Annotated in this window: 15 protein-coding genes and 1 pseudogene; 5 read left to right on the top strand and 11 right to left on the bottom strand. The window is 58.7% G+C overall.

The annotated features are described in order from the left end of the window. Positions 1 to 113: 113 nt before the first annotated feature. Positions 114 to 431, top strand: a complete 318-nt coding sequence (locus DFS28_RS03950) for a carboxymuconolactone decarboxylase family protein (protein WP_111448653.1) — start codon at positions 114 to 116, stop codon at positions 429 to 431. A 64-nt stretch (positions 432 to 495) separates the two neighbouring features. Here the strand turns inward: DFS28_RS03950 and DFS28_RS03945 are convergent, their stop codons facing one another. Then, positions 496 to 1,416, bottom strand: coding sequence for a LysR family transcriptional regulator (locus DFS28_RS03945; RefSeq protein WP_111448652.1), 921 nt, complete (start codon positions 1,414 to 1,416; stop codon positions 496 to 498). Between the two features lie 142 nt (positions 1,417 to 1,558). On the opposite strand from DFS28_RS03945, the gene DFS28_RS03940 reads away from it, so the two are divergent. Further along, complete coding sequence (locus DFS28_RS03940; protein WP_111448651.1) at positions 1,559 to 1,963, top strand: RidA family protein; 405 nt, start codon at positions 1,559 to 1,561, stop codon at positions 1,961 to 1,963. Between the two features lie 39 nt (positions 1,964 to 2,002). Here DFS28_RS03940 and DFS28_RS03935 read toward each other — a convergent pair whose 3' ends face one another. After that, positions 2,003 to 2,455 carry a hypothetical protein gene (locus DFS28_RS03935; protein WP_111448650.1) on the bottom strand — a complete coding sequence of 151 codons (453 nt, stop codon included), beginning with the start codon at positions 2,453 to 2,455 and terminating at the stop codon, positions 2,003 to 2,005. 238 nt (positions 2,456 to 2,693) lie between these two features. Here DFS28_RS03935 and DFS28_RS03930 point away from each other — a divergent pair, with 238 nt between their 5' ends. Continuing rightward, on the top strand, positions 2,694 to 2,966 hold the full coding sequence (locus DFS28_RS03930; RefSeq protein ID WP_111448649.1) for a DUF2790 domain-containing protein: 273 nt from the start codon (positions 2,694 to 2,696) through the stop codon (positions 2,964 to 2,966). A gap of 63 nt (positions 2,967 to 3,029) precedes the next feature. Here the strand turns inward: DFS28_RS03930 and DFS28_RS03925 are convergent, their stop codons facing one another. The 5 genes from DFS28_RS03925 to DFS28_RS03905 form a co-directional block, all read right to left on the bottom strand. Continuing rightward, positions 3,030 to 3,968: a LysR family transcriptional regulator gene (locus tag DFS28_RS03925; protein WP_111448648.1), complete on the bottom strand. Its 939-nt coding sequence runs from the start codon at positions 3,966 to 3,968 to the stop codon at positions 3,030 to 3,032. A 66-nt stretch (positions 3,969 to 4,034) separates the two neighbouring features. After that, positions 4,035 to 4,985: an aldo/keto reductase gene (locus tag DFS28_RS03920; RefSeq protein ID WP_111448647.1), complete on the bottom strand. Its 951-nt coding sequence runs from the start codon at positions 4,983 to 4,985 to the stop codon at positions 4,035 to 4,037. Between the two features lie 23 nt (positions 4,986 to 5,008). Further along, a complete protein-coding gene (locus DFS28_RS03915) occupies positions 5,009 to 6,499 on the bottom strand; it encodes an efflux transporter outer membrane subunit (protein WP_111448646.1) in 1,491 nt (496 codons plus the stop codon). Positions 6,500 to 6,518: 19 nt separating this feature from the next. Further along, positions 6,519 to 8,003 (bottom strand): DHA2 family efflux MFS transporter permease subunit, encoded by a 1,485-nt coding sequence (locus DFS28_RS03910; protein ID WP_111448645.1) that lies wholly within the window; start codon positions 8,001 to 8,003, stop codon positions 6,519 to 6,521. Continuing rightward, complete coding sequence (locus tag DFS28_RS03905) at positions 8,003 to 9,139, bottom strand: HlyD family secretion protein (RefSeq protein ID WP_111448644.1); 1,137 nt, start codon at positions 9,137 to 9,139, stop codon at positions 8,003 to 8,005. The genes DFS28_RS03910 and DFS28_RS03905 overlap by 1 nt, the downstream gene beginning before the upstream one ends. A gap of 226 nt (positions 9,140 to 9,365) precedes the next feature. On the opposite strand from DFS28_RS03905, the gene DFS28_RS03900 reads away from it, so the two are divergent. Together DFS28_RS03900 and mug are read left to right on the top strand one after the other, a co-directional pair. Continuing rightward, complete coding sequence (locus tag DFS28_RS03900; protein WP_111448643.1) at positions 9,366 to 9,992, top strand: TetR/AcrR family transcriptional regulator; 627 nt, start codon at positions 9,366 to 9,368, stop codon at positions 9,990 to 9,992. Positions 9,993 to 10,000: 8 nt separating this feature from the next. After that, complete coding sequence (gene mug, locus DFS28_RS03895) at positions 10,001 to 10,522, top strand: G/U mismatch-specific DNA glycosylase (RefSeq protein ID WP_008157096.1); 522 nt, start codon at positions 10,001 to 10,003, stop codon at positions 10,520 to 10,522. 21 nt (positions 10,523 to 10,543) lie between these two features. Here mug and DFS28_RS03890 read toward each other — a convergent pair. From DFS28_RS03890 to glcF, 4 genes and pseudogenes are all read right to left on the bottom strand, one after another. Then, positions 10,544 to 10,924: pseudogene (locus tag DFS28_RS03890) on the bottom strand (dienelactone hydrolase family protein); the annotation flags it as partial. A 395-nt stretch (positions 10,925 to 11,319) separates the two neighbouring features. Next, on the bottom strand, positions 11,320 to 13,500 hold the full coding sequence (locus DFS28_RS03885) for a malate synthase G (protein ID WP_111449108.1): 2,181 nt from the start codon (positions 13,498 to 13,500) through the stop codon (positions 11,320 to 11,322). 51 nt (positions 13,501 to 13,551) lie between these two features. Further along, positions 13,552 to 13,953, bottom strand: coding sequence for a heme-binding protein (locus DFS28_RS03880; protein ID WP_008157093.1), 402 nt, complete (start codon positions 13,951 to 13,953; stop codon positions 13,552 to 13,554). 20 nt (positions 13,954 to 13,973) lie between these two features. Further along, on the bottom strand, positions 13,974 to 15,191 hold the full coding sequence (gene glcF / locus DFS28_RS03875) for a glycolate oxidase subunit GlcF (RefSeq protein ID WP_111448642.1): 1,218 nt from the start codon (positions 15,189 to 15,191) through the stop codon (positions 13,974 to 13,976). Between the last annotated feature and the right edge of the window lies 1 nt (position 15,192).

Below are 15,192 nucleotides of genomic sequence, written 5' to 3'. Positions count from 1 at the left end.
TAAGCTGCTGTAAGCGTAGCCTACTGTTGCAGTGTGCAAGTTTCGCCAATCGCAGCCTGATGACTCGAGCGCAAAGGCGCGAATTGATCGCCCTCCAACGCGAGGAAACAAACATGACAAAGAAGAAAGCGCACAACACCTACCAACGTCTCGAACAGCAGTACCCGGATTACCTGGCCGCCGTGGAGGCCTTGGGGACGGCGGTGTGTCATACCGGCCCACTGGAAGAGATCGTTGTCCAGCTGATCCAGCTCGGTGCCGCGGCGGCCATCCGCTCTGAGGGCGCGGTGCACAGCCATACCCGACGGGCACTGGAGGCGGGCGCTACACCAGAGCAGATCCGTCACACGTTGATCTCCCTGACCAGCACGATCGGTTTCCCCACCGTCGTTGCGGCCATCAGTTGGGCGGACGATGTGATTGAGACGTGAACGAGTTCGCTGGCAGGCAGGGCGCCGGTCGCCTTGATCATCAGCGAGCCCCGCAAAGCGGTAGTCACGAATCATGTCGGTCGCTGACAGGCGCAAGTTGTGCCATCAGCTCAGCGACCCAATCGATGAACGCGCGCAACTTGATGCTGATATGCCGGTTCGGGGGAAATGCCACGTAGATGGGCATTGGATCGAGGCTCCAGTTCTCGAACAGGGGCACTAACTCGCCGCGCGCTTCGAAGGTCCTGGACATGTACTTTGGCAGCCAAAGCACACCCAATCCGGCAAGGCCGGCTGCGAGATAGGCGTTGCCATCGTCGACTGCCAGCGCGTAGCGGCCTTTGATCTTGACACTCTCAACGGAGTTGCGCATGGCATAGGGCACGGCTTTGCCGGTGCGCGCCCACAAGAAGCCGACGATACGATGATGCGAATTTTCCAGCTCCCGCGGATGCGCGGGCATACCAACGCGTGCCAGGTAGCTCGGCGCTGCAAAAACGCCAAGCTGAAGTTCGCCTACCCGCCGGGCTATTAACGATTGATCCGTCAGCTCGCCGCCGCGCACCACGCAATCGACGTTTTCATCGATCATATCCACGATACGATCGCTTACGCCCATGTCGATCTGGATGTCTGGGTACCGTTCGTAAAATGCAGGCAATGCGGGTACGAGAATCATGCTGGCCAGTGGGCTCGGCACATCCACTCGCAACCGGCCCCTGGGCAGCGCCGAGGCGCCGGACAGGCTAGTCTCAGCGTCATCCATGTCGGCCAGCAGCCGTAGCACTCGCTCGTAATAGACGGCACCATCGGCAGTGACGTTGACTTTGCGAGTCGTGCGGTTAAGCAATTTAACGCGCAACCGAGCCTCCAGCTGCTGCACCAGTTGTGTCACGGTGGTCTTATGCAGTGTTTCGGCTGCCTTGGTGAAGCTGCCCGCTTCCACCACTCGAACAAATGCCTGCATAGCATCAAAACGGTCCATTGCTGCCCCCGCTATCGATCAGATTGTTTGGATTTCACAAACAGTGATAGCCAAGGTTGCTTGTTTATCGCCCAGGCACAAGTCCTTACAGTCTCTCCATCGTTAGCTTCGGGTCGGCTTTGACCCATTGATGGAGGCACTTATGACGCAGCGTGATGTTGTTTTTCCACCTGGACGCCAGGCGCTTTATGAACGCAATCGCTATTCGCCGGCTATCAAGTCCAATGGCTTTTTATTCGTGTCGGGGCAAGTCGGCAGTCAGGAAGACGGCTCGCCCGAACCCGACCTGGAGGCCCAGGTCCGACTCGCGTTCAACAATCTGAATGCAATCCTGGTCGCTGCCGGTTGCACCTTCGACGATGTGATTGACGTCACCGTTTTCATCGTCGATCCCGAATCAAAGTTCGAGACGATCTGGAAGGTTGTGCCAGAGTTCTGGGGTAACGCGCCGCACCCGACACTGACCGGCGTCGGCGTCACGTGGCTCTATGGTTACCAGTTCGAGATCAAGGTGATCGCCAAGCTTCCAGAAACCGCCAGGGGATGATCTGACCAGCGAAAATCTCCGGAGCAGGTCGAACCGAGGCTATTTCCCCGGGCCTTTGTGCCTGATATCTCCGCAAAAAATATCGACGTTGCCACTGTCCGGCGCACTTCGCACGACGATGGAGTACTCGCCTGAAAGCAGGACCGGCAGTGCGACAGGTGCGCTTCTTGAGAAAGCCCAGCCGCGTATGGCCTGGCGTTCGGTGGTGACATGATCATTCATCGCGTAAGCGACTGGCCCGGGGTGCTGGCAGCTGCCTTTATTGATGAAGGTGAAGAGGCGCAAGGGCAGAGACGCTCCGCTTGGAGCACCACTGATGAAGAAACTGAACCCGGTCTCTTTGCCCCAGTCGGCCAACGTTACATTGCCGATCTGACCGGTGTTTTGCCGGGTGGCAACCAAAGGAACGCTCACGCCATGGTTTGATGAAGTGGTGCAGCCGAAAAGGCTTGCGGTGACCAATAGCGCTGCAAGTGAGTTTCTACGCTTCATTGCCAACCTCCTGCGGTGAAGAACTGCAATGGGAGATTAGCGGGTATAGCTCATTCGTCGTCTTCCTGGCGTTGTCTGTTCGAAATCCTCCATTCATGTGGAATCTGGCAACAGTGTTTGTCCAGTGGGTCGCTGTTTGAGGGAGGGGTAAACACCTAGCATCGTCTCTACCGAGTGAGCCAATAGCGTCAGTGTCAACTCGCTCACGAGGTTAACTTTTGACGATAGGGTGAAGACGATGAAAATTTCAAAACTTGCGATGGTTCTTGCGCTTGGCGTTTTAGGTACACAGGCCTTTGCAGGCGAAAGCCAGTCAACTGCCGCGGACAGCAAGACGCCTGTAGACACGTACACTTACGACATGAAGCTGGATATCCAGAAAGTCATTACAGTGTCAGATATTCCTGACCAGTGCGGGCCAGTCCCGGCGCAAATGACGTATGAAGACTCTCAGGGTCAACGGCATATCCTGCAGTATCAAGTCATGGGAACTGGCTGTTCAAATGGTTGAGTCGCGTGTGGAAGATGGAGGGTCGACACTCCATGCCTGCCGCACTGACGATTTCAAATGTTGTTATCGTTTCCTGGGTGAACCGGTGATTGTTTCATCGGATGCCAACAAGGCTGGAATGTAACTTTTAAGAAATTCCACCCATGTCTTGATCTTTGCATCCACGAACTTTCGTGATGGGTAGATTGCAAATAGATTCAACTCTTCAAGATGATAGTCGGGTAGTACCCGCACTAACGTACCCGCCTTGAGACCGTCGACTGCCGAAGCAATCGGCTGAATGCCAATGCCCATTCCGTTGGTAATCGCGATGGTCATGCCATCGGCGGTGTTGATGTGCAACGGCGACAGCGGGACGTTGACGGTTTCCATGCCTTCGGGCCCTTCAAATGCCCAGTTTTCAGCCGGCATGACGGTATTCACAATTCTCAGACAATCATGTGAGCCCAGTGCACTCGGGGACTCCGGGTGTCCGCGTTTCTTCAGGTACGCAGGCGAGGCACAGAGGATGCTGTAGGTCATGCCGAGCCGCTGAGCGACAAACCCTGAATCGGGTAAATCCCGCGCCAAGACAATCGACATGTCATAGCCTTCTTCCAGCAAGTCAGGGAGCCGGTTGGTCAGGGTCAGATCAAACATCACCGAGGGATGAGTCTCTCGATAGCGGGCGATGGCATCGATCACGTAATGGTTGCCAATGGCTGACATCGCGTGAATCTTCAGCCGGCCAACGGGCAAGGTATGAGCCGTGCCTGCTTCTTCGTCCGCTTCACGCACTTCTTCAAGAATTTTCTCGCAGCGTTGCAAGTAGCGCAGACCGGCTTCGGTCAGCGCCAGGCGTCGGGTTGTGCGGTTAATCAAGCGTGTTTGAAGCCTGGCCTCCAGGCTGGAGACCGCTTTGGAAACGTTGGTTGTTGTGGTGTCCAACACCTCAGCCGCCGCGGTAAAGCTACCGCTCTGAGCGACCGCAACAAAAAAACGCATGGTTTGGAAAACGTCCATCGTTTCCACCTCAAGGGTATGGATAAAGAGGGCGGCCCTGCAAAAAGACCGCCCCCTCGTGGTGTATTACTTTTTCTGCGGAATAAATCCAGGTACACCCGTTTCCACGACTGAGTTGAATCGAACCCGGGTCGTAATCTCTTCCCGGATTTCACGCATGGCCCTGTGCGGCAGGGTAGAAATATCAATGTTTTCCTGAATATGGCTCGGCGTCGCAGACGTGGTCAGGAAAGCGACTCCCCGCTGGACCGACCAGGCCAATGCTACTTGAGCCGGAGTTTTCTGTATGCGCTTGGCGATCCCTGTAATCACAGAGTCTTCCAATACGTTCGGCTCCATGCCATGCCCGAGTGGCGCAAAGGCAAGGACGATAATTCCGTGCTGCTGACAATAATCAAGCAGTTCCCATTCAGGCAAATAAGGGTGGGATTCAACCTGCACGACGGCGGGTTTTATCCGGGCCACTGCCACAATCTCTTGTAACCGCTCCAGCGTGATATCAGACAAGCCGATGGACTTGCAGCGGCCTTCATCCACCAGGCGCTCAAGCGCCCGCCAGGTTTCAATTAACGTCACGCCGGCGTCGTAGATAACTCGACCGTGCTCGTCTCTTGGGTCCTGATCATCACCGGGCTTAAAGGCAAACGGCGTATGGATCAGATAGCAATCGATGTAATCCACTTGAAGCCGTCGGCAACTGGCCTCGAAAGCAGGTTCGACGCGCTCGGGACGATGGTTGGTGTTCCACAGTTTGGTGGTAATGAACACGTCCTCGCGCAGGACCTTACCCGCCTCAATCACTTCCTGCAGGGCAATGCCGACCCTCTCTTCATTTCGATAACGTTCTGCACAGTCGAAATGGCGAAATCCTGCTTCCAGCGCGTCTTTGACCGCTTGAGTTGTGACGCTGAGATCCCGAAACAACGTGCCAAAGCCAACGGCCGGCATCTCACCCGAACCGTGTATCAGAGGGAATCGGGTATCGCGAAGTGCATCGTGAAATGATTCGTAAGGCATAGCTTTTACTCCAATATCGGGCTCTATTGATAGGAAGGTTTCTGCTCTTCGCGACTGGCCACTCGTTGCTCAAACACACCGACGGAATTACCGCCGAGTGCCACGTACAGCCGCACCGTGTCGAGGTACTGCGCAGTCTTCACTCTGATTTGACCCAGTAACGCTTGCTCATAAGCACGTTCCGCCTCCAACACCTGGAGAATGCTGTTCTCGCCTTGCGCGTAGGCTTGCTGGTTCAACCGAAAGCTCGTTTCAGCCGCTCGTAACGCGTCCTCCTGGGCCAGGTTTTCCTCAGCGTCATGATTGATCGCCTGCAAGGTGTCGGCGACCTGACCGAACGAACTAATGACGGTTTGCTGGTAGCCGGCGAGGGTTGCCTTGTAGCCGTCGACGGCGGCCTGGCGTTCGGCTTTCAGCGTTCCGCCATTGAAGATGGGCGCCGTGAGCCCGGCGGCGAAGCCCCAGAGTGCGGCGCCGCCATTGCCTGAAGCCGCTTGTGCAAGCGACGCGGACAGTTCGACATGCGGATAGAGGTTGGCGGTCGCCACGCCAACCGCGGCGCTGGCCATGTGCAGTTCTGCCTCTGCTTGTCGTACGTCCGGCCGATCGTGGGCCATTTCGGAAGGGAGACTGACCGGCACGTTTGCCGGCAAGACAAACTCGGCGAGCGTGAAGTCAGGTGCGATCCAGTCAGCCGGGCCTTTGCCCGTCAGAATCGAGAGTGCGTGACGTGCCGAGTCGCGCTGCTGGGCGAGGGGGGGCAACAGCGTGCGGTCCTGGGCGAGCCGGGTTTCGGCCAGTGAAACATCGATCTGCGTGGTGCTGCCATTGGCGTGCGCCATGCGCACCAGTTCGAGGTTCTTTGCGTCATTGGCGAGCAACTTTTCGACGGCTGCCATCTGTGCGCTGGCAGAGGCCAGCAACAACGCCTGACTCGCGACATCGCCCGTCAGAGTCAGGTACGCCGCTTCGTAGCGATGCGTCTGCAGATCGGTAAACGCTTGCTGTTGTTCGACCTGCCGTTTGTTACCGCCGAAAACGTCAAGGTCGAAGCCAACCCGCGGCCCAATCGCATAGAAGTTGGAGGTGGAAGGTTCTTTCGCGTTGTGCACCCGTTGGCGGCCAGCCTGGGCACCAAAATCGACCTGCGGATACAGCGCACCTTCCGCCGCAGCGACGGAGGAAGCCGCTTGCCGGATCGTCGCGTCTGCGGCCACGAGCTCAAGATTGCCGTCAATGGCGCGACGTACAAGCTTGTCGAGCTTCGGCGAACGAAACGCAGACCACCAGTCACCGTTGACCTTTTTGCCCAGGTCAATGCGCTGTTCACCGGGCTTGTTGCCGCCTTGGCCAAGACGTTGCTCGGCCTGTTGATCGTAGTGCTGCGACAGGCTCGGTGGCGGTATTTGATAGTCAGGGCCGACGGTGCAGGCGGTCAGGAACGCAAGCGCCGACACCGCACCGAACGTGGTTTTGAACATTTGTCTATTGATGAAGCGTGCAGGGAATTTCATTTGGCAAACTCCACGAAAACTAGTTGGTCGGAACGGGCTTGCGAAGAAAGACAACCAGTGGGCTGACCACCAGCATCGCGAACATCAAAATCTTGAACTGGTCGACCACCGCGATAAACGCGGCCTGGCCGGTGATCATTTCGTTGAGCCCCGCCAGTGCTTGCAGGGACGTCGGCGCGGAATGCGCAGCGGCGCGATACGGCGTCAGGTTACTGGCCAGCGCCATGTGCATCGCCTGCGTGTTGTTGAAGAAGAACAGCTGCACAATCGCAACGCCCAGGGTGCTGCCGTAGACGCGTGACAGGTTGAACAGACCGGTGCCTTCCGGGCGTAACGTCGGGTCGAGTGTGCTGAACGCGACCTTGGTCAGCGACGGCATCAAGATGCCGATGCCAATGCCCTGGATCGCACCCGCCACCGCCACGGGCGACCAGTCCATCAACGGCGAATAGCCGAGCATCAACCAGTTGGCATAAATCACCACGGCGACGCCTGCCGCCACGAACAACCGACGGTCGAAACGCTCGGGAACACGGCTCATCAACAGGAACGCACCGACCAGCCCGATCCCGCGCGGAATCGTCAGGGAACCCGTGGTGTCAGGCGGGTAGCCGAGAATCTCGTCGAGCATCGGCGAGGTCAGCGCCATGGTCGACAACAGCACGAAACCCACGGCGAAAAAGATGACCGTCGAGAGCACGAAGTTGCGGTCATTGAACAAACGCTTGTTGAGGAAATGCACCTTCGTGGTCAGCACATGCGCAGCGAACAGGTAGAGCCCCAGTGCACAGCCGATCGCTTCCAGCCAGATTTCGGTCGAGGCAAACCAGTCCAGGCGTTCACCACGGTCGAGCAACATTTGCAGGCTGATCAAACCCAGCGTGAAGCTGCCGAAGCCAAAGAAGTCGAACGACGGACGTTTCTCGGCCTTTTTCTCGGCAAGCAACAGCGCCATCACCAGGAAGATAAACGCCGACAGCGGAAGGCTGATGTAGAAGATCGGGCGCCATCCGAAATGTTCGCCGAGCCAACCGCCGATGCTCGGGCCGCTGACGATGCCGAACAGCACGATGGCCGTCCACGTCGCGCCAAATTTCGCACGCTTCTCGAGGGGCAATGTCTCCAGGGAAATCGCCATCGACAGCGGTGCCAGCACGCCACTCGCCAGGCCTTGAATAATGCGTGCGCCAACGAACTCCAGCGGCGTCGTTGCCTGCGTCGCGAGCAGCAAGCCAAGGACGAAGAAGGCCAGCGCGGCTTGATAAACCAGCTTCAAGCCATAGCGCCCGGCGAGCCATTGCGCAATCGGCATCGTGATGGCGCTCGCCGCGAGGTACGAGGTGAATATCCAGCCAGCCTGGTCGTCAGTCATCGACAGACTGCCCTGAATCAACCTGAGAACCGCATTTGGCAAAGGCAGGTTCGCCGACTGCATATAGGTGGCGAGCAATGCGGCGAACCTTAATGTCCGCGCACCTTGAGGTCCGGCAAGTCTGGCGTTCATCAGAAGTTACCTGCGGACAACAGGGCTTTGAGCGGATGCCACCAAGGCGTGCGATAACCGGTATCGACCTTGACCGTGGCGCTGGTACCCGAGAAAAGCGGTAGGGCAGGGTCCATCTCGTCGAGTTCGAGTCGGACCGGCACCCGCTGCACAACCTTGACCCAATTGCCGGTCGCATTTTCCGGCGGCAGCAGGGCGAAGTCCGACCCGGCACCGGGGCTCATGCTGGTCACGTGCGCTTTGAAGACGCGATCAGGATACGTATCGATCCTGATGGTCGCGTCCTGGCCTGGACGCATGTGGGTCACGTCGGTTTCGCGGAAGTTGGCCTCAACCCAGATCTCGCGATCGGACAGCAGTGCAAAGGCTGGCGCACCGTTGTTCACATAGTTGCCCACCTGCAAGTCGTCGACCTTGGCCACGATGCCATCGTCCGGCGCATACACCGTCGCGTACGAGAGGTACAGCTGCGCCTCGTCGAGCTGAGCCTTGGCCTCGCGAACCGACGGGTGACTATCGGCTTCGATGTTTGGATTGCCGTTCAAGGCAACGATCGTGCTGGCGATCTGTTGTTCGACCGACGCGATTCGTTGCCGGGCCACTTTAACGTCAGTGTCGGCGCGCTCGTAAATCGAGCGCGAGACAAACTCTGTAGCGACCAGCGCCTTCTTGCGGGCAAAATCCCGCTGGTCGAAATCGGCCGACTCTTTAGCCGATTGCAGTTCAGCCTGTTGCTGGCGGTAGCTGGCCTTGAGGCCATCGATGCGCAGCCGCGCGACGCTCAATTGCGCTTGTGCACGGTCAACCGCGATCTGCAGCGGTTTCGGGTCGATCCGGAACAGAATCTGGCCCTTGTGAACAGGCTGGTTGTCTTCGACGGCGATTTCGACGACTTGCCCGGAAATGCGCGCGTTGACCGATGCCTTCGCCACTCGGGCGTAAGCGTTATCGGTCGAAACAAAGGGCTCACCCGCGACATAGTGGGCGTACCCAACTGCAGCGAAGAGGACAGGGAACCCCACCATCAGCAATGGCCGAATTTTCTCTTTAAGCGGCTTCTTGATCGGTGAGTCAGACGGGTTCGGCCCTGGATGCTCGAAGGTCTGTGTAGCTGGGATGTCGAACTGTTTGGTCATGATCGATTGCACCTATTAACCGGGAAGTCGGGCTAACACCCGCAAAAACAGCCATACCGTGTGCGGTCAGGAGGATCGCTCCGCCGCCTCTGTTTCGTCGCCGCAATACCCAGTTCGAGCTCCGCTACAACAAACCTCAAAGCCAAGGAATTTCTGGTTCCTTAATTTTGTGCGATGGTGTAAGAATATCCCTCAAGCTCACCTTCATTCAAGGATTTTGTACGACATGGCACAAAAAAAGATTACAGAGGGCAAAGGCCGCGGCCGCCCGCGCGCGTATGACCCGCAGACAGCGCTGTTGCAGGCACTTGATGTTTTTTGGAGTACCGGATATTCCGGCGCTTCCCTGGACAGCATCGCCACGGCGGCGGGCATGAATCGCCCAAGCCTCTATGCGGCATTCGGTGACAAGCACGCGCTCTATATAAAAGCGCTGGAGCAGTATTGGGAGTTTGCCGCTGCGGCCATGCAGGAGGCGCTGACAGACAACGAACTGACCTTGAACCAGGCATTGATGCGGTTTTATGAAGGGCAGTTGTCGATCTACTTCTCGGGTGACGGCCAGCCGCGTGGTTGCTTTGCGATTGGCACAGCGACGACCGAAGCCGTCGAGGATTCTGAAATACGAGACGTGCTGTCGGACCGGCTCAGCAGGCTCGATGCCGATCTCGAAACGCGTCTGCGAACGGCCATCAGTTCTGGTGAATTGAAAGGCGATGTCGACCCGGCGGCCCTTGCCGTACTCGCGTCATCCCTGCTGCATAGCATTTCGATACGTGCGCGGGCGGGCAAATCCCGCGCTGAATTGACCGAGCTTGTGCGCAGCGCGGTCAACGTGATCTGCGGTGGGTGAGGTTTTCGGTGAGTGAAGGACTCGACGATATTCTTGCCGAACAGCTGGCCGTGATTTTTTGTGGCATCAACCCAGGCATGACGGCCGCTGCCCAAGGCCACCATTTTGCGGGCAGGGGCAATCGCTTCTGGCGCACGCTGCATCTCGCGGGGTTTACGCCTGAGGAGGTGCGCCCGGAAAACGATCGGACGATCTTGCAGTATCAGTGTGGATTAACGGCCGTGGTGGAACGGCCGACGGCCCGAGCGGATCAGCTGTCTGCCCATGAATTCATCGCTGCCGCTGCGGATTTTGAACAAAAAATCCTGCGCTATGCGCCGCGCTTTGTGGCGTTTCTCGGTAAAGCGGCGTATTGCGCGCTATCCGGTCAACGAGACATTGCATGGGGGCTTCAGCCAAAGACCTTCGGCAATGCTTCGGTATGGATCCTGCCCAATCCCAGTGGGCGAAATCGCGCGTTCACGCTTGATCAACTGGTGGGCGCGTACCGCCAACTCTATTTAGCAACCGGCGAGCAACCTCATCATTAAGCCAGATACCGCCGAAACCACCCCAGCGTTCGGTCCCAGGCCATCAGGGGCGAGGGCAATGAAGCCTGCCTTGGCCACACGCCGCGCGACGTCTTCGATATACGGGTTGAGCCCGCGGTTTTCATGCACAACCACCACCGCCGGCACCTTGCCGGTGGCTTTCTCCGGGCGCACCAGATAGCCACGGACCTGCCCGTTGCCCTTGGGGGATGGATAGGTGATGTATTCGGCAACGATGTCCGGGTCAGTAAATTCAACCTGCTCGGCGAGCGCATAATTCGGACTCAGGGCGGCGAGGAGCGCGCTGGCGGTCAAACCACCCAAAGTGAACAACGCCGCCCGATCCAGAAAATCTCGCCGGTTGATCTTGCCGTGGGCGTAGTAGTCGTACAGTTCGAGCAGTTCCGGAGCAAAGTCTTTCGCAGTGAGACGGGGCGTCTGTGCGCTTCCTCTTTGGCGGGTCGGTGAGCGATACCTATCGAGCGTAGGCGCTCAATAAAAAAAGAGGCCGGAGCCTCTAATGTTGATCAGGTAAGAAAAGGAGGCGGTGAACACAAAACTTGTGGCGAGGGGGCTTGTCGGAACGCCGCATCGCCCCGTTCGGCTGCGCAGCAGTCGTAAAACCATTGCATGCGGTGTATTTGGTGCACCTCGGAGGCAGATTTTAGGGCCGCTTCGCGACCCAACGGGGCGGTGCGGCGTTCCGACAAGCCCCCTCGCCACAGGGTGTTTACCAGACTCAAAATCTACGTTAACCGACTTGCATTAGGCCGGAGCCTCTTCTTTTGCACCCCTGTTTACACCCTCGACTGCTTGTACGCGCGCCGGAATTTATGCAGCAGCGGTTCGGTATAACCATTGGGTTGTGTGCATCCCTCGAACACCAGTGCGCAGGCCGCTTGAAACGCAACCGACTGCTCGAAGTCCTGCGCCATCGGCGTGTAGATCGGATCTCCGGCGTTTTGCTCATCAACGACCCGCGCCATGCGCTGCAATATCTCGATGACCTGATCCTGGGTGATCACCCCGTGTCGCAGCCAGTTGGCCATGTGCTGACTGGAGATGCGCAAGGTCGCGCGATCTTCCATCAACCCCACGTTATGGATATCGGGCACCTTCGAGCAGCCGATGCCTTGTTCAACCCAGCGCACCACATAGCCCAGTAAGCCTTGTGCATTGTTTTCGACTTCCTGACGAATCTCATCGGCCGACCAGGATGGGGCGGTGACGACCGGCACGCTGAGCAAGCCGTCCAGAAGTGCCGGGCTGGCGGCACCGAAGTCGGTTGTTTCAAGGGACGCCTGCACCGAGCGCACGTTGACCTGATGGTAATGCAGCGCGTGCAGGGTCGCAGCGGTCGGCGAGGGCACCCACGCGGTATTCGCGCCCGCTTGTGGGTGGGCGATTTTTTGCTTGAGCATATCGGCCATCCGGTCCGGCATGGCCCACATGCCTTTACCGATCTGCGCCCGCCCACGCAATCCACAGTCCAGACCGACGAGCACGTTGTTGCGCTCGTAGGCCTCGATCCACGGGGTATTTTTCATGTCGCCCTTGCGCAGCATCGCGCCCGCTTCCATGGCGGTGTGCATCTCGTCGCCGGTGCGATCCAGGAAACCGGTGTTAATGAACGCGACCCGTGAGGAAGCTGCGGCGATGCAGGCTTTGAGGTTGATGCTGGTGCGCCGTTCCTCGTCCATGATGCCCATTTTCAGGGTGTGGCGTTCGAGCTGGAGCAAGTCTTCGATGCGGCTGAACAACTGCTCGGCGAAGGCCACTTCGGCGGGGCCGTGCATTTTCGGTTTGACGATGTAGACGCTACCGGTGCGGGAGTTACCGCGACGTTGCAGGTCATGCAGGGCAATCAGGCTGGTGATGACGCCGTCGAGAATGCCTTCCGGGATTTCCAGTCCATCCTTGTCGAGGATCGCCGGGCTGGTCATCAGGTGTCCGACGTTGCGGATGAACAGCAACGACCGCCCGTGCAGCGACAGTGAGCGGCCATCGGCCGCAGTGTACTCGCGGTCCGGGTTCAGCCGTCGCGTGATGGTTTTACCGTTTTTCTCCAGGTCCTCTTTCAGGTCGCCCTTCATCAAACCCAGCCAGTTGCGGTACACCTGCACCTTGTCATCGGCGTCGACCGCCGCCACCGAGTCTTCACAATCAATGATGGTCGAGAGCGCTGCTTCAATCAGCAGGTCCTTGACCCCAGCGGCGTCAGCCTGGCCGATAACGCTCTGCCGATCGATCTGAATCTCGACGTGCAGATCGTTGTTTTTCAGCAGAATGGCCGTGGGATCAGCGAGGGAACCCTGGTAGCCGACGTACTGCGCGGTGTTCGATAAACCGGTTTGGCTGCCGTCTTTCAAGGAGGCTTGCAGTGTGCCGTTGTCGATTCGGTAACGCGCCACTTCGGCATGGGAACCGCTGCTCAAGGGGAATGCCTGATCCAGGAAGCCACGGGCAAACGCGATGACCTTCGCCCCGCGCACAGGATTGTAAGTCCGGCCCGGTTCGGCGCCGCCGTCATTGGAAATCACATCGGTACCGTAGAGCGCGTCGTACAGCGAACCCCAGCGCGCATTGGCTGCGTTGAGCGCATAACGCGCGTTGACCGCCGGGACGACCAGTTGCGGTCCGGCCTGCACACTGATCTCCGTATCGACGTTGGCGGTGCTGACCTTGACGTCTGCGGGTTGCGGTTGCAGGTAACCGATACCGCTGAGGAAGCTGCGATAAGCCGCCATGTCCGTCACCGGTCCCGGGTGGGCGCGGTGCCAGGTGTCCAGTTCGGTTTGCAGGCGATCACGTTCAGCCAGCAGCGCGCGGTTGATAGGTGCGAGTTCATGCACCAGTGCGGCGAAACCACTCCAGAACGCTTGAGAGTCCAGGCCGGTTCCCGGCAGCACGTCCAGATCAACGAAACGTTGCAAGACAGGCGCGACCTTGAGGCCTTGGCAGTTCACGAAATCGGTCACTTTTTGCATCTCCATCACACAGAATTTATTGAGCGCGGATAACGCCCCTGTTCAGTTCAGGCATTGCGCCCCGGCCTTGGCCACCTGCGCGTCCTGCTCGGCTTTGACCCCGGACACCCCGACCGCGCCGATCACCTGGCCGTCGACGATGATCGGCACGCCGCCCTCAAGGGATGTCAGCAATGGCGCGGACAAAAAGGCGTGGCGCCCGCCATTGACCATCTCTTCATAGCCTTTGGATTCGCGCCGACCCAAGGCCGAAGTGCGGGCCTTTTCGGTGGCGATGTAGGCGCCAATCGGAGCGCAACCGTCGAGGCGTTCGAGGGCCAGGGGATGGCCGCCGTCATCGACAATCACAATGGTCACGGCCCATTGGTTGTTCTGCGCTTCGGTGCGTGCAGCCGCGAGGATTTGGCTGACTTCGGTCTGGCTCAGTACGGCTTTGCTTTTCATGGGGATACTCCAGTACTCGGTTAGGGCAAGGCGGCTTCGACCAGTTCGATCCAGTGCCTGACAGGGGTTCGGCCCGCACCGTCGAGGTGGGACTGACAGCCGATATTGGCCGTGACAATGACTTCGGGATGTCCGCTTTCCAGCGCATTGAGCTTGTTGTCGCGCAGTTGCCGGGACAGCTCGGGTTGGGTCAGCGAATAGGTGCCCGCCGAGCCGCAGCACAGGTGACTGTCGGCAACCGGCGTGAGGTTGAAGCCCAGACTCGTCAGAATCGCTTCCACCGCACCCCCCAGTTTCTGCGCGTGCTGCAAGGTGCAGGGGCAATGAAAGGCCAGGCGCTGGGCGCTGTGGATACCGAGCTTTTCCAGCGGCTCGTCGCGCAGCACTTCGACCAGATCCTTGGCCAGCGCACTGACCTTTTTCGCCTTCCCGGCATAGGCAGGGTCGGTGCTGAGCAGGTGACCATAATCTTTGATGAACGCACCGCAACCGCTGGCGGTTTGCACGATGGCTTCGGCACCGTTTTCAATGCTTGGCCACCACGCATCGATATTGCGGCGGGCGCGATCCAGGCCGGTTGCCTGAGCGTCGAGGTGATAATCCACGGCGCCGCAGCATCCGGCCTCGCGGGTCGCGATGACGCTGATCCCCAGTCGATCCAGTACTCGCGCAGCGGCCGCGTTGGTATTGGGCGACAGACTCGGTTGCACGCAGCCTTCGAGCATCAGTACCTGCCGGGTGTGGCGAGTGACCGGGCGTGGCTTGGCTGGATAGATGCGGCGTGGCAACTTTATCTGCAAGGTGTTGGGCAACAACGCCCGGAACACCTGGCCACTGCTGACCAACCCTTTGAACAATGCCGGATTGGGCACGACGCTACGCAAGCCCTCACGCAACAAGCGCTGACCAAGTGGACGCGGCACCGCCGCATCGACCACCGCCCGGCCGATGTCCAGCAAGTTGTGATAGTCGACGCCGGAAGGGCAGGTGGTTTCGCAGTTACGGCAGGACAGGCAGCGATCCAGGTGCTGTTGGGTCTTCTGCGTGACTTCGTTGCCCTCCAGAACCTGCTTGATCAGGTAAATGCGACCCCGCGGTCCGTCCAGTTCATCGCCGAGCAATTGATAGGTCGGGCAGGTGGCATTGCAGAAACCGCAGTGCACGCAGGTGCGCAAGATGCTTTCGGCTTCTTCGGCGCGGGGCAGTTGGCGGGCTTGTTCGCTCAAGGTGGTCTGCATG

This window comes from Pseudomonas sp. 478 (genome assembly GCF_003254125.1).
Classification (GTDB): domain Bacteria; phylum Pseudomonadota; class Gammaproteobacteria; order Pseudomonadales; family Pseudomonadaceae; genus Aquipseudomonas.
This window is presented reverse-complemented; position numbering and strand designations above follow the sequence as displayed.

Coding starts and splice junctions, on each gene's coding strand:
- DFS28_RS03900 (WP_111448643.1), top strand. CDS start 9,366: ATGGCACAAAAAAAGATTACAGAGGGCAAAGGCCGCGGCCGCCCGCGC.
- DFS28_RS03925 (WP_111448648.1), bottom strand. CDS start 3,968: ATGGACGTTTTCCAAACCATGCGTTTTTTTGTTGCGGTCGCTCAGAGC.
- DFS28_RS03880 (WP_008157093.1), bottom strand. CDS start 13,953: ATGAAAAGCAAAGCCGTACTGAGCCAGACCGAAGTCAGCCAAATCCTC.
- glcF (WP_111448642.1), bottom strand. CDS start 15,191: ATGCAGACCACCTTGAGCGAACAAGCCCGCCAACTGCCCCGCGCCGAA.
- DFS28_RS03905 (WP_111448644.1), bottom strand. CDS start 9,139: ATGACCAAACAGTTCGACATCCCAGCTACACAGACCTTCGAGCATCCA.
- DFS28_RS03935 (WP_111448650.1), bottom strand. CDS start 2,455: ATGAAGCGTAGAAACTCACTTGCAGCGCTATTGGTCACCGCAAGCCTT.
- DFS28_RS03940 (WP_111448651.1), top strand. CDS start 1,559: ATGACGCAGCGTGATGTTGTTTTTCCACCTGGACGCCAGGCGCTTTAT.
- DFS28_RS03945 (WP_111448652.1), bottom strand. CDS start 1,416: ATGGACCGTTTTGATGCTATGCAGGCATTTGTTCGAGTGGTGGAAGCG.
- DFS28_RS03950 (WP_111448653.1), top strand. CDS start 114: ATGACAAAGAAGAAAGCGCACAACACCTACCAACGTCTCGAACAGCAG.
- DFS28_RS03920 (WP_111448647.1), bottom strand. CDS start 4,985: ATGCCTTACGAATCATTTCACGATGCACTTCGCGATACCCGATTCCCT.
- DFS28_RS03930 (WP_111448649.1), top strand. CDS start 2,694: ATGAAAATTTCAAAACTTGCGATGGTTCTTGCGCTTGGCGTTTTAGGT.
- DFS28_RS03915 (WP_111448646.1), bottom strand. CDS start 6,499: ATGAAATTCCCTGCACGCTTCATCAATAGACAAATGTTCAAAACCACG.
- DFS28_RS03910 (WP_111448645.1), bottom strand. CDS start 8,003: ATGAACGCCAGACTTGCCGGACCTCAAGGTGCGCGGACATTAAGGTTC.